This is a genomic window from Bradyrhizobium sp. ISRA430 (genome assembly GCF_029909975.1).
GTDB lineage: Bacteria > Pseudomonadota > Alphaproteobacteria > Rhizobiales > Xanthobacteraceae > Bradyrhizobium.
In genome coordinates this window covers 6,518,598-6,536,396 of the sequence record NZ_CP094516.1, presented here as the reverse complement: position 1 = coordinate 6,536,396, position 17,799 = coordinate 6,518,598, and the positions used below count along the sequence as shown (strand labels likewise).

Below are 17,799 nucleotides of genomic sequence, written 5' to 3'. Positions count from 1 at the left end.
TGATCCTTTGGAGGTCGAAACCGCCTTCCGGCCATGCTAAGGGGCTGCGCCAACACCCCTTCCCCTTTTTCGCCCGGTTCCGCCGGGACATGGGACCTGAGATGACCGCGACTGCCACCCCGAACGCTGCCGGCTCCGCCTGGGCGGATACGCTGCTCCTGTCGTTCGCGCAGGCCGGCTATCTCAGGGCCGAGCCGCCTATCCTGCAACCGGCCGAGCCGTTCCTGGATCTCTCCGGTGAGGACATCCGCAAGAGCCTCTATCTCACGACGGATCCGACCGGCGAAGAGCTCTGCCTGCGCCCGGACCTGACCATTCCGGTGGCGCGCGACTACCTGGCCTCCGGACGCGCCGGCCAGCCGGCCGGCTTCAGCTACCTCGGGGCGGTGTTCCGCTACCGCGGTGGACAGGCCAGCGAATTCCTGCAAGCCGGCATCGAGTCCTTTGGCCGCCAGGACCGCGCCGCAGCCGACGCCGAGATGCTGGCACTGGCGCTGGAGGCGACCGCCGCCTTCGGCGTGCGGGAGGTCGAAATCCGCACCGGCGATGTGGCGCTGTTCAACGCGCTGCTCGACGCGCTCGAGCTCTATCCGGTCTGGCGCCGCCGCCTGATCAAGGACTTCAACCGCAAGATCAGCCTGGAGCAGGACCTGGAGCGGCTGGCGCTCGCCACGACCGCGACCCGCAGCGAATATGAGGGCGTGCTCGCCGCGCTCGCCGGCTCCGACCGCAAGGCGGCGCTCGCCTTTGTCACCGACCTGATGTCGATCGCCGGCACCACCAATGTCGGCGGCCGCACCACGGCGGAGATCGCCGACCGCTTCCTCGAACAATCGACGCTGAAGGGCGGCGCGCTGCCGCGCGAGGCGCTTGCGGTGCTGAAGCGCTTCCTGGCGATCTCGGGCAATCCCGATGAGGCCATTGCCGAGCTGCGCGCGCTCACGATCGACGCAAAGCTCGACATCACCGCTGCGATCGACCAGTTCGAAAGCCGGGTCGGCTTCATGGCGGCACGCGGCATCGACGTGAAGCAGACGCGCTTCTCGACCGCGTTCGGGCGCGGGCTCGATTACTACACCGGCTTCGAATTCGAACTGCATCACAGGGGCAACGGCGCCGAACCGCTGGTCGCCGGCGGCCGCTATGACGGGCTGATGACCCAGCTCGGATCGAGCGAACCGATCCCCGCCGTCGGCTTCTCGGTCTGGGTCGATGCGCTGACCCGGATCGGCCGCAAGCTGGGAGCTTAAGTCATGAGCGCGCCATTCGTCCTGGCCGTTCCCTCCAAGGGCCGTCTTCAGGAAAACACCGAAGCCTTTTTCGCCCGTGCCGGCCTCAAGCTGTCGAAGGCCGGCGGCGCCCGCGACTATCGCGGCACGATTGCAGGCCTCAACAATGTCGAGGTCGCCTATCTGTCGGCGAGCGAGATCGCCTCGCAGCTCGCCCGCGGCTTCGCGCATCTCGGCGTCACCGGGGAAGATCTGGTGCGCGAGAACATTGCGGACGCCGACAAGCGCGTATCCCTGATCGAGGGGCTCGGTTTCGGCTACGCCGACGTGGTCGTCGCCGTGCCGCAGGCCTGGATCGACGTCCGCACCATGGCCGACCTCGACGACGTCACCACCGGCTTCCGCGAGCAGCATCACATGCGGATGCGGGTCGCGACCAAGTTCATCAACCTCACCCGCGCGTTCTTCTCGAGCCACGGCATCGTCGACTACCGCATCGTCGAAAGCGCTGGTGCGACGGAAGGCGCGCCGGCGGCCGGCGCCGCCGAGCTGATCGTCGACATCACCACGACCGGCGCGACGCTCGCTGCCAACGGACTGAGGGTGCTGGACGACGGCGTGATCCTGCGCAGCCAGGCCAATCTGGTCGCCTCCAGAGAGGCTGACTGGTCGCCGCAGGCGCGGGAGACCGCGCGCGTCATCCTGGATCACATCGCGGCGCGGGCGCGGGCCAACAAGTACCGCGAGGTGCGGACCCGTTTCCGGCAATGCGACGCCGCCCTGCTCAGCGAAGCCCACCAGCGTTTCGGCGTCGAGACTCCTTTCGGCGGGCCAACCTCGTCGGGCATGCTTACGCTGCACTGCCCACCGGGACAGCTCTATGCGCTCGCGAGCTTCCTGCGCGAGCATGGCGCCGAGACGGTGTCGGTCGGCTCGCTCGACTATGTGTTCGACCGGGAGAACCCGCTGTTCGCCAAGCTCGAGGCGTTCCTGCGGCGGTGAACCTCAGGTCCGTTCAGCGTAGCGACAGCAAGCGACGGCTACCATATGCCGTTTGGAACTATTGAAGGTCTCTGGAACCTTGATCGATGACATTCGGCTCTGACGTTTCCGCCCTGACGACCACCGTGGCCAGCGCCGCGGCCAAAGGGCTGTCGATTGTCGTCCCCGTCTACAATGAGGCGGCGGGACTGGCCTCGCTGCACCAGCGGATCTGCGAGCTCGCCGCGTCGCTGCGGCAGCGCTACCGCCTCGCTTGCGAGGTCGTCTATGTCGATGACGGCAGCGCGGACGCGACGCTGTCGATCGCCCGCTCGCTGCCGGCCGACGCGATCGACGTGCAGGTGGTTTCGCTGTCGCGCAATTTCGGCAAGGAGGCGGCGCTGATGGCCGGCCTCGATCATGCACGGCTCGGCGCCGTGATGTTCATGGACGGCGACGGCCAGCATCCGCCGGCGCTGGTCGAGCAGCTCGTGCGGCACTGGATCGAGGACGGCTATGATGTCGTCTATACCGCCAAGGCGCATCGCGATAACGAGAGCTTCATGCGGCGCCTTGCCGTGCACGGCTTCTACGCGCTGATCAACTGGGGTGCGCGCCAGAAGATTCCCGAGGACGCCGGCGACTTCCGCCTGCTGTCGCCGCGCGCGGTCGCCGCGCTTCGCCAGTTGCCGGAGCGCAACCGCTTCTTCAAGGGGCTGGCGAGCTGGATCGGCTTCCGCCAGATCCGCGTCGACTACGAGCCGGCGCCGCGCGCCCATGGCGTGACCACGTTCAATGCCGCACGCCTGCTCGGTCTTTCAATCGAGGGCCTGACCTCGTTCTCCGTTGCGCCCTTGCGCTTCGCGAGCCTGCTCGGTGTGCTGCTTGCCGCCGGCGCTTTCCTGTTCGGCCTCTCGATCCTCTGGGAGGTCTGGACCACCGGCAAGCAGGTTCCCGGCTATCCCTCGCTGGTGGTCGGCCTGATGACGATCGGCGGCGTGCAGCTCATCATGATCGGCATTGTCGGCGAATATATCGGCAAGATCCTCTCCGAGCTGAAGGCGCGTCCGATCTACTTCGTCGCCGAGCATAGCGAGAAGCGTTTCGAGACCGACACGGCCGACGACGCCTCGAAGAGGACGGCGGCCGAATGAGCGAGGCCGCGACGCCGCGGCGGATCTGGCTCTGCGCCGATGATTACGGCATCAGCCCGGGCGTCAACCGCGCCATCCGCGATTTGATCGAACGCGGCCGCCTCAACGCTACCTCGGTGATGATGGTCGGCCCCGCGATCGATCGCGGCGAGATCGACGCGTTGAACGCTGCGGCAAAGCAAAGCCCGCGCTGCGCGATCGGACTGCATGTGACGCTGTCGGCGCCATTCCGGCCGCTCACCATGCATTTCCGCCCGCTCGACGGCGACATGTTCTTGCCGTTCCCGAAACTGCTGCGCGCGGGTTTGGCGCGGCGGCTCGACCGCGAATTCTTTCGCAATGAGGTGAAGGCGCAGCTCGCGGCCTTTGCCGAGGCCTTCGCGCGTGCGCCGGATTTCGTCGACGGGCACCAGCATGTCCAACTCTATCCCCAGGTGCGCGACGGCTTCGTCGATGCGGTCAGCGAGGTCGCGCCAAAGGCCTGGGTGCGCCAGGGCGGCCGCGATCTGCCGCTGGCGCAGCGGCTCACCTCGCCGAAGGCGCTGGTGCTCGATATCCTCAGCGCGCAATTCCGCCAGCGCGCGCGCCGTGCCGACCTCAGCTTCAATCCCGGTTTCGCCGGCGCCTATGACTTCACGCGGGCGACCGATTACGGCGCGCTGATGCAGCAATTCATCAAGGACCTGCCGGATGGCGGCCTCATCATGTGCCACCCCGGCTTCGTCGACGATGTCCTCACCGGCCTCGATCCGATGACCGACGTGCGCGAGCGCGAGCACGCTTATCTCGCCAGCGAGGCGTTCGCGCGCCTGCTTGCGTCAGGAAACGTGACATTGGGATGAAGCCGGCCAATGAAGCTGGCCGAGACGGGCCGGTCGGGCAGCTTGTCGCATACGGAAATTTAATCCGCAGGCCACTGTTGGGGCCACATTGGAACCCTACATTTTCTGCGCGCTTGTTTCGCGCAAAGGAGATTGATCATGACGCCGCAGGAACGCCAGCTCGTCGACGAGCTTTTTGACCGGCTTTCGAAACTTGAGAATGCACCGCGCGATCCCGATGCGATCGCCGCGATCTCCGACGGGCTGCGCAAGGCGCCCGGCGCGGTCTATGCGCTGGTGCAGACCGCGCTGCTGCAGGACGAAGCGCTGAAGCGCGCCAATGCCCGGATCGAGGAGCTGGAGGCGGCGCACGCGCCGGAGCAGCCCCAGTCCGGCGGCTTCCTGGATTCCATGCGCGAGAGCCTGTTCGGCTCGAGCCCGTCGCGCGGCTCGGTTCCCAACGTGCCGCCGCGCGACTCGCGGCCGGTGTGGAACAGCGGCCAGGCAATGCAGCAGACGCAGCCGGGTTACGGCCAGCCGCCTTACGGACAGGCTTACGGTCAAGGTCAGGGCTATGGCGCTGCGCCGGTCGGCGGTGGCGGCGGCTCCTTCCTCGGCACGGCCGCGGCTGCGGCCGCCGGTGTCGTCGGCGGCTCGCTGTTGCTCTCCAGCATCCGCAACATGATGGGCGGACCGCATCAGGCTTTTGGCGACACCAACGCATTGGGTGACCGCAGCGGCAGCCCGTGGGGCGGCGGCGACCAGTCCGGCGGCTCGCTCGCGCGCGACGCAGGGATCAACGATATCGGATCGAACCGCGACCGCGGCGATGATTCGCGCCAGGGCTTCGTCGACCAGGCATCGAACGACGATCGCAACGACAACGATCAGAACTACGACGATGACCACGACGACGACAACATGGACATGGCCGACGACAGCGATTTCGGCGGCGGCGACGATGGCGGCAACGATTACGCGTGACGCTACCTCTCTTTCTTGCACCAAACAGAACGGCCGCCAATGAGGCGGCCGTTCTTGTTTGATGTCGCGCCCTTGCTCGGAATTCTTGCCTTCCCCCCTTGTGGGAGAAGGTGGCGCGAAGCGCCGGATGAGGGGTTTTCTCCGCGCATGCGGATACAGTTCTACTCGCGGATAGAGACCCCTCACCCGGCTTCGCGTTCCGCGAAGCCACCCTCTCCCACAAGGGGAGAGGGTAAGCGGCGAGCGCATGGACTCACATCACCACGACCTTGGTGCCGACATTGACGCGACCGTAGAGGTCGATGACGTCGTCGTTGCGCATACGGATGCAGCCGGAAGAGACGTTGGTGCCGATGGTCCAGGGCTCGTTGGAGCCGTGGATGCGGTAGAGCGTCGAGCCCAGATACATCGCGCGCGCGCCGAGCGGATTTTCCGGACCACCTTCCATGTGGCGCGGCAGGTCGGGACGGCGCGCGATCATTTCCGCCGGCGGCGTCCAGTCCGGCCATTCGCGCTTGGCCGAGATGGTCTTGACGCCGGACCAGGTGAAGCCGGGACGCCCCACACCGATGCCGTAGCGCAGCGCCTTGCCGTTGCCCTCGACGAGATAGAGGAACTTATTCGGCGTATCGACCACGATGGTGCCGGCACTTTCCTTGCCGCTATAATCAACGAGCTGTTTCTCGAATCTCGGATCGAACGGACGCTGCCGCGGATCGACCGCATCCTGCTGCACGCCGGCGCCCTGCATCTGCGGCTCGCCCATCGGCGGCAGCCGCCGCTGGTCGTAATAGCCGGGCTGCTGCTGATACATCGGCTGCTGTTGCTGCGGATAGTAGGTCTGGCCGCGGCCGGGGGCGTCGCCGAACAGAAACTCGATGAAGCCCCCGCCCATGTTCGAATTGGAGGCGACGCGCACCGGCGCCGGCGGGACCTGCGGCGCATAGAGCACCACGGGCGGATCGGAAGGCACGCTGTTGTCGAAGGCAATCGCGCGGTCGGCGCCGGTCATGAAGGTGCAAGCGCTGCCGAGCAGCGCGACAGACATTCTCTTGAACATCGACGTACTCTGTACTGTTTCGTCTAGATCACATTCGTCGTGGAGCGGTTGGCTGATCCGCGCTCGCGACGTGGTCAATAAAGATCAAAAGCAAATCGGTTTGGTAAACGCAGAGCGCGTTTCGATTCACCACGCCGTCAAGACAGGCGCAATTTGGCGATCAGCGTTTATTTTCGATGAACGGCGATCTCGCATGGTTAATCGCCCCTTTGCGCGCCGTCGCGCGCGGCCGCATCACAGTTCCTGCTGTGAACTTCGTGTTAAATCGCTTCTGCCTACAAAGACGCGTGAGTGAGGTGGGGGGAGTATCCTAATGGCTGTTCACCGCAAGCGTTTTCGCGTCGAGGAAGCTGTCGTCGGCGAGATGCCAATTCCTGAAGTAATCGACGAGGCTCTTCCGATGCATAGCGAGATCATGGCCGAGCTGCGCGCGATCCGTGCACAGATGGCCCGCGGCAGTCATGCAGGGCACGCCGCGCTGCCGCCGAGCGAATCCGTCGTGGCGCAGGAAGTTGCCGAGACGCGCGCGATGCTGGAAACCTATCGCGCCCAGATCGAGCAGTGCGAGAAGCTCAAGGTCGAGCTCGACCTCATTCACGACGCCATCAACCGCACCAAGCGCGAGATCGCGGTGCTGCATGGCAAGAGCTTCAACGGCGAGGAGATGGCCAAGGTCAACGGCGAGCTCGGCGCGGTCGTCGGCGGCACCGAGCAGGCGACCCAGCAGATCCTCGAAGCCGCCGAATCGATCGATCAGGCGGCATCCGCGCTCTCCAAGGTCGACTCGGTCGACCAGCAGAAGCGGCTCGCCGACGACATCCAGGAACGCGTCATCTCGATCTTCGAGGCCTGCAACTTCCAGGACCTCACCGGCCAGCGCATCAGCAAGGTGATGGGCACGATGAAGTTCATCGAGCAGCACATCAATGCGATGATGGACATCTGGGGTGGCGTCGACGCCATCAAGGCGCATACGCCGCCGATCGTCGACACCCGCGACGAGGACGCCAAGCTGCTCAACGGCCCGAAGCTCGCCGGCGACGTCGGCCACGCCTCGCAGGACGACATCGACGCGCTGTTCGACTGATTGGACAGAGATTGCGAAAAAAAACAAAACGCCGGCGCGAAGCCGGCGTTTTTGTTTTGGCCATCCCCTCGGCTGTCATCGTCCGCCTTGTGCGCAATTGCGCACTGGGGCGGACGATCCAGTATACGCAAGCGTCTCGGCTCAAGCCGCGGCGGTGATTACTGGATGCCCCGCCTTCGCGGGGCATGACGAAGGCGAGAGTCTACGCCCTCGGCGCGCAGCGGACGTAGACCATGTTGCCGTAGCGGGTGGCGGCGTCCTTGTCGATGAAGCGGGTGATCATGACGCGGCCGTCGAACGAGACGATCTCGCGGTCCTGCTCGCCGGGGGTCGGACCAGGCGGTCCGATATAATTCTTGCCGCTGGGCGAGCCCTTGAGCCGCAGTTCCTGCGGGGTCGCCTGGTCGGCCAGATGCATGATCACGCCGCCGGAAGAACCGGCGCCGATCACGTAGGGATTCTTGCACTGCGCGCGTGCGGCGGCCTCGGTGCGGGCGCGGTCGGCCGGGTTCTGGAACGAGGCGAGGCCCCAGCGGCCGACGATCTCGTCGGCGCGGATCGTCGCCGGCATTTCCGGCCCGGTGCCGGGTTCGGCCTCGGGCGGCGGCTGGGACGAGGAGAACGACGGCAGGCTCGTGCCGCCGCCGCAGGCGCCCAGCAACAGCGCCAACAGTGAGGCGGCGGCCAGACTGGCAGCCGTCCGCGCGTGAGCTGAACTGATCATGGCATTCCCCCGAACAAGACCTTGGCCACACCCCTCCCGCAGCCAAGCGCAAAACCGCTGCCGGGGCAATGACGTCCTTTGATGCGCCAGCTCCCCGGACGAGTTTCCAGTGCCACCATCCTATATCCGCCTCACCAATCGCTTAACCAGCTTTGCTTGACAGGATCGCGGCCAAGCCATATTTCCGGGCGCACTATTAGCACTCGGAAAGGCCGATTGCTAAGCGCGCGCCGCTTGACCCTCGGGAGAGGGTTGACGGGAGCGCCGCCCTCACCCACTTCCGCTGCTTTCGACAAAGCGAGCCTCCAAAGGGAAACGTCATGGCTAAATCCAAATTTCGTCCGCTGCATGACCGTGTCGTGGTCAAACGTATCGAAGCCGAGGAAAAGACCAAGGGCGGCATCATCATTCCGGACACCGCCAAGGAAAAGCCGTCCCAGGGTGAGGTAGTCGCCGTCGGCCCTGGCGGCCGCGACGAGACCGGCAAGCTGATTCCGATCGACCTCAAGGCCGGCGACCGCGTGCTGTTCGGCAAATGGTCGGGCACCGAGGTCAAGATCGACAACGAAGAGCTCCTGATCATGAAGGAGTCGGACATCATGGGCGTGCTGGCCTAAGGCCACCCGCCTGAATAGCCGCTGAATGCTCCACTGTCATGCCCGGGCGGAAGCGCGAAGCGCGGCTTCGCGCTAGATGACCCGGGCATCCATCGTTCTTCGAATGATGATGGATGCCGGACCAGGTCCGGCAATGACGAGGGCAAGCGCGGCGCCCCATCGATCCAAGTTTTTTCAGGAGTTAGAACATGGCTGCCAAGGACGTCAAATTTTCCGGAGACGCGCGCGAACGCATGCTGCGCGGCGTCGACATTCTCGCCAACGCCGTCAAGGTGACGCTCGGCCCGAAGGGCCGCAATGTCGTCATCGAGAAGTCGTTCGGCGCGCCCCGCATCACCAAGGACGGCGTCACCGTCGCCAAGGAGATCGAGCTCGAGGACAAGTTCGAGAACATGGGCGCCCAGATGGTGCGTGAGGTCGCTTCCAAGACCAACGACCTCGCCGGCGACGGCACCACCACCGCGACCGTGCTGGCCCAGGCCATCGTGCGCGAAGGCGCCAAGGCGGTTGCCGCCGGGATGAACCCGATGGATCTGAAGCGCGGCATCGACACCGCGGTTGCGGCCGTCATCAAGGACATTGAAAAGCGCGCCAAGCCGGTCGCCTCCTCCTCCGAGGTCGCCCAGGTCGGCACCATCTCGGCCAACGGCGATGCCGCCATTGGCAAGATGATCGCGCAGGCGATGCAGAAGGTCGGCAACGAGGGTGTCATCACCGTCGAGGAGAACAAGTCGCTCGACACCGAAGTCGACATCGTCGAAGGCATGAAGTTCGACCGCGGCTATCTGTCGCCCTACTTCGTCACCAACGCCGAGAAGATGACCGTCGAGCTCGAGGACGCCTACATCCTGCTGCACGAGAAGAAGCTGTCGGGCCTGCAGGCCATGCTGCCGGTGCTGGAAGCCGTGGTGCAGTCCGGCAAGCCGCTCGTCATTGTCGCCGAGGACGTCGAGGGTGAGGCCCTGGCGACGCTGGTCGTCAACCGCCTGCGCGGCGGCTTGAAGGTCGCCGCCGTCAAGGCGCCGGGCTTCGGCGACCGCCGCAAGGCCATGCTCGAGGACATCGCGATCCTCACCGGCGGCCAGCTCATCTCCGAAGAGCTCGGCATCAAGCTCGAGAACGTCACGGTGAAGATGCTGGGCCGCGCGCGCAAGGTGGTGATCGACAAGGAGAACACCACGATCGTCAACGGCGCGGGCAAGAAGCCCGACATCGAAGCCCGCGTCGGCCAGATCAAGGCGCAGATCGAGGAGACCACCTCGGACTACGACCGTGAGAAGCTGCAGGAGCGTCTCGCCAAGCTCGCAGGCGGCGTCGCGGTGATCCGCGTCGGCGGCGCGACCGAGATCGAGGTCAAGGAGAAGAAGGACCGCGTCGAGGACGCGCTCAACGCCACCCGCGCCGCCGTGCAGGAAGGCATCGTCCCCGGCGGCGGCGTCGCGCTGCTCCGTGCCAAGAAGGCGGTCGGCCGGCTCTCCAACGACAATGCCGACGTGCAGGCCGGCATCAACATCGTGCTGAAGGCGCTGGAAGCTCCGGTCCGCCAGATCTCCGAGAACGCGGGCCTGGAAGGCTCGGTCGTCGTCGGCAAGATCCTGGAGAACAAGTCCGAGACCTTCGGCTTCGACGCCCAGAACGAGGACTATGTCGACATGGTCGAGAAGGGCATCATCGATCCCGCCAAGGTGGTGCGCACCGCGCTGCAGGACGCCTCCTCGGTGGCGGGCCTGCTGGTCACCACCGAAGCAATGGTCGCGGAACTGCCGAAGAAGGAAGCGGCCCCGGCGATGCCGGCCGGCGGCGGCATGGGCGGCTTCTAAGCCCATCGTTCCCACACATTGATGCGAAGGCCGCCTCCTGGCGGCCTTCTTTTTTGCCGACGATGTCTTGCGCTTTGTCTTGCGCTTTCCAATTCAACCGACGGCCAAAACCCACTACGGTGGCGCCGATTCTATTGCTCGAGGATTTCGTCGATGCGCGCGCTTCTGGTCTGCCCGACAGTTTTCTTGGCGGCTCTGCTTGCCGTTTCGCCTGAAGTCGCATCCGGCCAGATGAAGCTGTCACCGAAGGCCGCCGCCCCGGGCGGTGCGGAGACGCGTTATTTCACTTCGATCGACGGATTGATGGAGGGCAATGCCGACGTGATCCTGAAGGAGACGCGGCAGGGCAAGGCGGTTACGGCGGCCGTGCTCGACGTCTGCTACCCCGTCTCGAGGAACTCCGACCGCAAGGACCGCTTCGTCGCCAACCTCCAGGTCGCGGGCCAGACTCTGACCGGCACGACGCAGAGCCTCGGCGAGAAAGCGCCGGTCAGCATCAAGCTGGTGCGCAAGCCGACCGGCGACACCTTCGAGTTCCGCGGCCAGATCTCGATCGGCCAGGTCGTGACCGAGGTCGCCTCCCCCGACAATTCCGATCTCAGCGAGAGGGAATTCCTCGACAACCAGACCTCGGACGACGGCATCACGCCGCAGCCGAAGGATTTTACCGAAGTCTCGCCCGAAGCGATCGCGGTCAAGGTCAAGCTCGACGCGGCGACCGACCTCTTGAAGAGCCTGAAGGGCCAGGACGTCGAGGTGACGCTGGCGAGCCTCTCGGTCGGCTGCGACGCGCTGCGCGCCGGCGAGCAGACCATCAACATGTCGGTCGACCCGGAGCGCGCCGCCGCGCTGCTCGCAAAGCTCAAGGCGATGCCGGGCGTCACCGCCGCAGGCTGGACCGCGGGGATGACCGAGATGGATCGCACCATCCGTTTCCCCGCCGCCGACTGGCGCGATGGCGACAGGATCAACCGTGACAAGCTCGCAAGCGCGGTCTCGAACGTCCTGGGCAGGACGCTCGCGGCAAAGCCGGTCGCGCAGAGCTTCAGCCCGATCACCGGCAAGCTCAAGCTCGTCTTCAAGCGGCCGAACCAGGATTTCCCGGCGCTCGAGCTCACCGATACGATCGAGGTCGCAGGCCTCGTCTCTGCGGACAAGCCGGGCTCGACCGACAAGCTGATGCTCTGGATCGGCAGCCCTTCGACCACAACTACCGACGAGGGCACCGGCGCGAAGCTCAACCTGTCGGACGAGGCGGCGACCGACGAGGAAGGCGACCAGCCCGACGACAACGGCTCGGTCGAGGCGCTCACCAAGGAGCTCAAGGGCCAGCGCTGGGACGCTGACAAGTCGCTGTGGAAATAGGCTGAGCTGCCGCAGCCATTCGCCTGATTGTTAAGATTCGATTCAGTCTAAGCGGCCATCATCGGGTAACCGAACGTGGGTCGCATCATGCAAGACCACGAGCTGAGTACCCTTGGAGACATCCGGCCCGGGAATGTGGTTGGCGGCGAGCTGCCGAGGCCGCCGGCCAGTCTGTGGGATATCTTAAGCCACGATCGCGAAGACGTGCTGGTGCTACGAGACCCGTATGGTGTTCGGGCGCGCACCGTTCTGCTGGTCGCAATCGCACTTGTGGCAAGCTTTGGATTGGGTTGGGCCGGAGGTCTGAATTGGCCTGCGTTCGCAAGCATGTTCGACGCCGGCCCAATTGCCCAGGAAGCAGCGCCCCCATCGCGAGGTCCTGAAACAAGGTCCGCGGGCAAGATTGAAGGCATCCGAAAGACGGCCTCTACCTCCGAGCAAGCAACCGTACCCGCCTTTGTTGGAAGCATCCCCAAGACTTCCGCCACGTCGGGCGTACGCCCGTCGACGGCCTCGCAAGTACATACGAGCCCATCCGGGCCGGCGGTCGCAATGAGGCAGCCTTTGGCGCCGGCACCTGAAACCAGGCCCACCACCATTCCCGGCTGGACGGTTGTTGACGTTCGGGACGGAACCGCGGTTCTCGAAGGCCCTGACGGAGTTCGGATGGCCGCGCGCGGCGACATTATTCCCGGGCTTGGGCGAATAGACTCCATCGTGCGCTGGGGCAGTCGCTGGATCGTCGCGACCGCCAACGGATTGATTGCGACGCCGTAACCGCCGCCGCGAGGTTCAATTGCCGTTCACGCGAAACCGCAGCGGCTTCGGGCCGATCAGCGTGAGCACCTCGCCCTGGCGCTTCCAGGTCTCGGTGGCGGCGAGCGCCGCGACGAGATCGTCGTCGGCCTGAGCCTTGGCGGGCGGACAGGAACGGTCCTGGATCTGGCCGGCGACGAAGATCACGGTGTTGCCGGCGACGGAGAACTGGCCCTTGCCGCCCTTGCACCAGAGCTCCAGCACGACCTCGCCATTGTCGCCGATCTCGATGTTCGGAATCCGCTTCGAGCCGGGCTGCGGCAGCGCCTCGAGCGTCATCTCGGTGCCGAACGGGAACCCCTCCTCGCCGTACGCGATACCCGACATCAGCAGCACCGCGACCGCCGCACACATCACCTGCTTGAGCGAACCCACGACACCTGAATCCACGACACCTGAACCCACGAAACCTGAACCCATGACACCTCTCGACCGTCCTGACTTGCCGCACCTTCTATAAGACCGCGGCGACAATGAGAAGGTTCGCGCACCCTCGACGCAAAATCCCCGCGGGAGCGATCCCGCGGGGATTTGCGTCAGAGCAAACCGTTCCGGGCTACTTCAGCATGAGCGCTGTGAACGGCCAGACATAGGCCTGCAACGTCACGAGCACGCCGACCAAGCAGGCCAGCACGATCGAGTGCCAGAATACGAAGCGCAGGATCGAGCCCTCGTGGCCGTACCACCGCGTCGCGGTGGAGGCGACCACGATCGACTGCGCGTCGATCATCTTGCCCATCACGCCGCCCGAGGAGTTCGCCGCCGCCATCAGCACCGGCGACAGGCCGATCTGCTCGGAGGTGATCTTCTGCAGGTTGCCGAACAGGATGTTCGAAGCGGTATCCGATCCCGTCAACGCCACGCCCAACCAGCCGAGCAGCGTGCCGAAGAAGGGATAGAGCACGCCGGTTGCCGCGAAGGCGAGACCGAGCGTCGCGTCGACACCGGAGAGGCGGGTGAGCGTGCCGATTGCAAGCATCGCCGAGATCGTGATCAGCGAGATCGCGCACAGCCGGATCGTGCGGCCATACTCCGCCAGCAAGCGTCCGGGCCCTACTCCCATCAGGAAGCCGGAGATGATCCCCGCGATCAGCATGCCGGTGCCGGTGAACGACAGATAGGTGAACGCGAACACCGCGCCTTCCGGCGTCGGCTTGGCGGCCACCGGCGGCATCTTGTTGATCATCTGGTGCAGGTCGGGAACAGCGTAGTTCCAGGTGAAGATCGAATTCGCCCAGGTCTTGAACGCCCCATTGCCCCAGATCAGCATCACGATGCAGACGATGATCCACGGCAAAAGCGCGCTCCACAGTTCGGACTGGGTGAGCGGAGTCTTGTCGAGCGGCGTCGCCTTTTCCATTTGCGCGGCCGATTCGTCGTGTCCGCGCAGTTCCGGCGACAGCCAGAGCTGCCTCGGCTGCCACACTTTCAGGAACAGGATGAGCGCGCCCATCGAGATCAGCGAGGCCCCGATGTCGACGATCCATGGATTGATGTGGTTCGAGATCACGTATTGCGGGACCGCGAACGACACGCCGGTGACGAGGATCGCCGGCCAGACGTCCTTCATGCCGCGCCAGCCCGCGAACGCCCAGACCACCCAGAACGGCACGATCAGCGAGAAGAACGGCAATTGCCGGCCGACCATCGCGCCGAGGATGTAGGGATCGAGCCCGGTGACAGACGCAAGGCCCTGGATCGGCGTGCCAAGCGCGCCATAGGCGACCGGCGCGGTGTTGGCGATCAGCGACAGGCCTGACGCCGCGAGCGGCGAGAAGCCGAGGCCGATCAGCACGGCACCGGTGATCGCGACCGGCGTGCCGAAGCCCGAGGCGCCTTCGAAGAAGGCGCCGAACGAGAACGCGACCAGCAAGAGCTGCAGGCGCCGGTCCTCGGTAACGCCGCCGATCGCGCGCTTCAGCAATTCGAAGCGCCCAGTGCTCACCGTCACCTGGTAGAGGAAGATGACGTTGAGGACGATCCAGCCGATCGGGAAGAAGCCGGTGACGATGCCGAGCGCCGACGCGCGGAGCGACATGCCGGCCGGCATGGTGAAGATGAAGATCGCGATCAGATTGGTGATGATCACTGCGATCACGGCCGCGATATGCGCTTTCACGCGCCCGCTCGCGATCATGACCAAGAGCGAGACGACCGGAATGGCCGCCGCGATGGTGGACAGCGCCGCGTTGTTTAGCGGGTTATAGATTTGATTCCACATGTCTTCCTCCCCCCACGCATTCGTGTGGCAGGACAGCCAGCGTGGAGAGCCGAGCCTGCTTGACGCTGGTAGCGATAACCCCTGAGCCGGAAGCGAATTCCCCTGCGATGCACGGCGGCTCCCACCCGCTCCCAGGCCCGCGAATCCGAAGGCGCCATGGCTTGCCGAACCTTCTATAGGATGGCGACGGCGTTGAGAAGGTTCGCTGGCGCCCGAATGCAGGAATTCCCGCGAGAGCTGAAGCTCGCGGAGATTTCATTGCAAGTGCGGCCTGTACTGCTCCTTCAGGGCCGGCGATGGCGCGAACGAGCGCCAGAATACATCACGCAGCGCCGGTGATGTGCTGCGTTCAACGAGCATATACGAGGCTTGGCAGCCAAAGGATGATCTGTGGAAAGATGATGCAGAGCCCGACGCCGATCGCCTGCAGCACCATGAAGTTGACTGAGGCCCTGAAGATCGTGGCCATGCTGATTTCGGGCGGCGCGACGCTCTTGAGATAGAACAGCGAATAACCAAACGGCGGGCTGAGAAACGCCATCTGCATATTGATCATGAAGATCACGCCATACCAGAGCGGTACGTCGGTGGCTTCCACGCCGGGAATCCCGAGCACGCCGCTCCAGTTCAGGCTCTTCATGATCGGCAGGAAGATCGGCACGGTCAGCAGCAAGATGCCGACCCAATCGAGGAACATGCCGAGCACAAACAGGATCACCATCATCAGAGCCAGGATTCCGTACGGCGGCAGACCGGTGCCCAGGATCGAATTGGCGACAAATTCCTGACCACCCTTGAGGATGAAGAACCCGACGAACATCGTGGCGCCGAAGAAGATCCACATCACCATCGCCGTCGCCTTCAGCGTGGCAATGGCCGCTTCCTCCACCGCCGGCCAGTTCAAGCGCCGGTGAAGCGCCGAGACGAACAAAGCGCCGAACGTTCCGATACCGGCGGCTTCAACCGGTGTCGCGATGCCGAAGAAGATGATGCCGAGCACGAGAACGATCAGAAGCAACGGCGCGATCGTATTCTTCAGCAGCCGCAGCTTCTCCTTCATATCGACACGCTCTTCCGGCGGAAGCGCCGGACCGAGCTTGGGATTGATGTAGCAGCGAACCGTGATGTAGACGATGTACATGCCCGAGAGCAGAAAGCCCGGCAGGATCGAGCCAACCAGCAATTCGCCAAGCGATTGCTGTGCCACCACTGCATACACGATGGCCATTACCGAAGGCGGAATCAGAATGCCCAGGGTGCCGCCGGCAAGCAGAGCGCCGCAAGCGAGCTTCTGATCGTAGCCGCGCCTCATCATGGCCGGCAGGGCGATCATGCCCATCGTGACTTCGGTCGCGCCGACCACACCGACCATGGCGGCAAGCGCCGTACAGGCCAGCACGGTCGCTGAGGCGAGCCCTCCCTTGATCGATCCCAGCCACTTGTAGACGGCGTCGAACAGCTCTTCGATGATGCCGGCCTTTTCCAGCATCGCCGCCATGAAGATGAACAGCGGCACGGCCGAAAGCTGGTAGTCGGTCATAAACGGAAAGATGCGCGCCGGAGTCATGTTCAGGACGGCGGAGTTGCCGAACAGGAACAGGAAAACCACCGCAAGGCTTCCGGTGCAGAACGCCATCGGAAGCCCGAGCGCCAGCAGCACGCCCAGCGACCCGAACATCAGGAGCGTGAGCCACGCAATATCGATATTCCACCCCATGGGTCAGGCTCTCCCGCGCGCGAGGAACGCAACGTCCTTGATGAGTTTCGAAATTCCCTGGAGGAAGAGCAGCCCCGCGCCGATGGGCATCATCAGCTTGACCGACCAGTACTGGACGCCCCATTCGGTGAACGAGTGCTCGTTGTTGTTGATCGCGTCTGCGGCAAAACGCCAACTCGTCCAGAACAGGACCCCGATGAAGATGAAGAAAAAGACGGACGTGACGATGTCGGCCGCGGCTTTGCCGCGCGGCGAGAACTTGGTGTAGATCACATCGACGCGAACGTGCTGATCTTCGCGGTAGGCGTAAGCGCCGGCCAGCATGTATTGCATGCCGTACATCAGGAACATGCTTTCGTGCACCCAGTTGGTCGGCGAGTTGAACACAAATCGCGCAATCACCTCGTAATAGTAGACGAACACCGAAATCACGGCCCAGTAGGCTGCGAACTCGCCAACCCGGATGTTCAGTAGTTCAATCTTGTCGGTAAGCCGGGTATGCACGGCAAGGGTGGGATCCTCTCCGGTACCCTGCTGATCGAGATGTGGGGGAGCCTCCGCAGCAGGGGGATGGAGCCTGCGCTCGGCGGCCTCACTTTCGGATGCACGCCTCACAGTGCCCGGCAACAGCACCGCATCGGTCAGCAGCATCGCCGCCATCAGAATCGCGAGCCACCGCGAGTAGCCGCGCCACCGGTCGAGATCGGCCTGTGCTTGCGCGAATTGCTGTTCGGCGGCAGAGCCTTCGCTCTGGGCTCTTTTCAGCCTTTCGGTCATCCGCGGCGTGGCCGACACATTCGGCGGTATCTCCGCGCGCCTGATGGCGGTATGCGATCTCTCGACGGCGGCGCGAGTGCGCGAGACGTCTTCGCGACGGTCGCGCATTTCATCATTCGTATAGAGGATCGCAAGGAAGACCGGAATGAAGATGAGGCCCCACATGTTGCGGAGATAGAGGCGGTGCAGCCCCATGAAGCCGGCGCACAGGCAGAACATGTAGGCGATGAACAATGATGGACCTTGCGGGGTCCCGCGCTGCTTCTGGCGCTTGACGAAGTACATGGCTAGCAAGGGGAATACGATCAGGGTGCCCCAATAGAGCCAATGGGGCAGCACGAAATTCAGACTTGGCATCGAGGCCTCGGTAAGAGTGGGCTAAGGCAAAGAGACGATTGGAAAGAGCCTTTTCGACCCCCGTCGAAG

15 protein-coding genes are annotated in these 17,799 nt (G+C 64.4%); 9 read left to right on the top strand and 6 right to left on the bottom strand.

Annotated features, from left to right (window positions below; all coding sequences use genetic code 11):
• Positions 1-101 precede the first annotated feature (101 nt).
• The 5 genes from MTX21_RS30980 to MTX21_RS30960 all read left to right on the top strand — a co-directional run bounded on the left by MTX21_RS30980 (position 102) and on the right by MTX21_RS30960 (position 5,169).
• Positions 102-1,250 (top strand): ATP phosphoribosyltransferase regulatory subunit, encoded by a 1,149-nt coding sequence (locus MTX21_RS30980; RefSeq protein ID WP_280968398.1) that lies wholly within the window; start codon positions 102-104, stop codon positions 1,248-1,250.
• 3 nt (positions 1,251-1,253) lie between these two features.
• Entirely contained in the window at positions 1,254-2,231 is a 978-nt protein-coding gene (gene hisG, locus MTX21_RS30975) for an ATP phosphoribosyltransferase (protein WP_280968397.1), read from the top strand.
• An 86-nt stretch (positions 2,232-2,317) separates the two neighbouring features.
• Positions 2,318-3,364, top strand: coding sequence for a glycosyltransferase family 2 protein (locus tag MTX21_RS30970; protein ID WP_280968396.1), 1,047 nt, complete (start codon positions 2,318-2,320; stop codon positions 3,362-3,364).
• A complete protein-coding gene (locus MTX21_RS30965; RefSeq protein ID WP_280968395.1) occupies positions 3,361-4,206 on the top strand; it encodes a ChbG/HpnK family deacetylase in 846 nt (281 codons plus the stop codon). Before MTX21_RS30970 ends, MTX21_RS30965 begins: the two co-directional genes overlap by 4 nt.
• Positions 4,207-4,344: 138 nt before the next feature.
• Positions 4,345-5,169 carry a DUF2076 domain-containing protein gene (locus tag MTX21_RS30960; RefSeq protein ID WP_280968394.1) on the top strand — a complete coding sequence of 275 codons (825 nt, stop codon included), beginning with the start codon at positions 4,345-4,347 and terminating at the stop codon, positions 5,167-5,169.
• A gap of 253 nt (positions 5,170-5,422) precedes the next feature.
• On the opposite strand, the gene MTX21_RS30955 is transcribed toward MTX21_RS30960, so the two are convergent.
• Entirely contained in the window at positions 5,423-6,229 is an 807-nt protein-coding gene (locus MTX21_RS30955; RefSeq protein WP_280968393.1) for a L,D-transpeptidase, read from the bottom strand.
• Between the two features lie 313 nt (positions 6,230-6,542).
• Here MTX21_RS30955 and MTX21_RS30950 point away from each other — a divergent pair, with 313 nt between their 5' ends.
• A complete protein-coding gene (locus MTX21_RS30950; RefSeq protein ID WP_280968392.1) occupies positions 6,543-7,316 on the top strand; it encodes a protein phosphatase CheZ in 774 nt (257 codons plus the stop codon).
• 202 nt (positions 7,317-7,518) lie between these two features.
• Here the strand turns inward: MTX21_RS30950 and MTX21_RS30945 are convergent, their stop codons facing one another.
• A complete protein-coding gene (locus MTX21_RS30945; protein ID WP_280968391.1) occupies positions 7,519-8,040 on the bottom strand; it encodes a hypothetical protein in 522 nt (173 codons plus the stop codon).
• Between the two features lie 320 nt (positions 8,041-8,360).
• On the opposite strand from MTX21_RS30945, the gene MTX21_RS30940 reads away from it, so the two are divergent.
• The 3 genes from MTX21_RS30940 to MTX21_RS30930 all read left to right on the top strand — a co-directional run bounded on the left by MTX21_RS30940 (position 8,361) and on the right by MTX21_RS30930 (position 11,842).
• The gene (locus tag MTX21_RS30940) at positions 8,361-8,657 is read left to right on the top strand and encodes a co-chaperone GroES (protein ID WP_280968390.1); all 297 of its coding nucleotides are present in this window, start codon (positions 8,361-8,363) and stop codon (positions 8,655-8,657) included.
• Positions 8,658-8,845: 188 nt separating this feature from the next.
• Positions 8,846-10,477 (top strand): chaperonin GroEL, encoded by a 1,632-nt coding sequence (gene groL, locus MTX21_RS30935; protein WP_280968389.1) that lies wholly within the window; start codon positions 8,846-8,848, stop codon positions 10,475-10,477.
• Positions 10,478-10,630: 153 nt separating this feature from the next.
• Positions 10,631-11,842: a hypothetical protein gene (locus tag MTX21_RS30930; protein ID WP_280968388.1), complete on the top strand. Its 1,212-nt coding sequence runs from the start codon at positions 10,631-10,633 to the stop codon at positions 11,840-11,842.
• Between the two features lie 792 nt (positions 11,843-12,634).
• On the opposite strand, the gene MTX21_RS30925 is transcribed toward MTX21_RS30930, so the two are convergent.
• The 4 genes from MTX21_RS30925 to MTX21_RS30910 form a co-directional block, all read right to left on the bottom strand.
• Positions 12,635-13,033: an META domain-containing protein gene (locus tag MTX21_RS30925; RefSeq protein ID WP_280968387.1), complete on the bottom strand. Its 399-nt coding sequence runs from the start codon at positions 13,031-13,033 to the stop codon at positions 12,635-12,637.
• A 181-nt stretch (positions 13,034-13,214) separates the two neighbouring features.
• Complete coding sequence (locus tag MTX21_RS30920; RefSeq protein WP_280968386.1) at positions 13,215-14,879, bottom strand: L-lactate permease; 1,665 nt, start codon at positions 14,877-14,879, stop codon at positions 13,215-13,217.
• Positions 14,880-15,228: 349 nt separating this feature from the next.
• Positions 15,229-16,596: a TRAP transporter large permease subunit gene (locus MTX21_RS30915; RefSeq protein WP_280968385.1), complete on the bottom strand. Its 1,368-nt coding sequence runs from the start codon at positions 16,594-16,596 to the stop codon at positions 15,229-15,231.
• 3 nt (positions 16,597-16,599) lie between these two features.
• Positions 16,600-17,730: a TRAP transporter small permease subunit gene (locus MTX21_RS30910; RefSeq protein ID WP_280968384.1), complete on the bottom strand. Its 1,131-nt coding sequence runs from the start codon at positions 17,728-17,730 to the stop codon at positions 16,600-16,602.
• Positions 17,731-17,799: the final 69 nt, after the last annotated feature.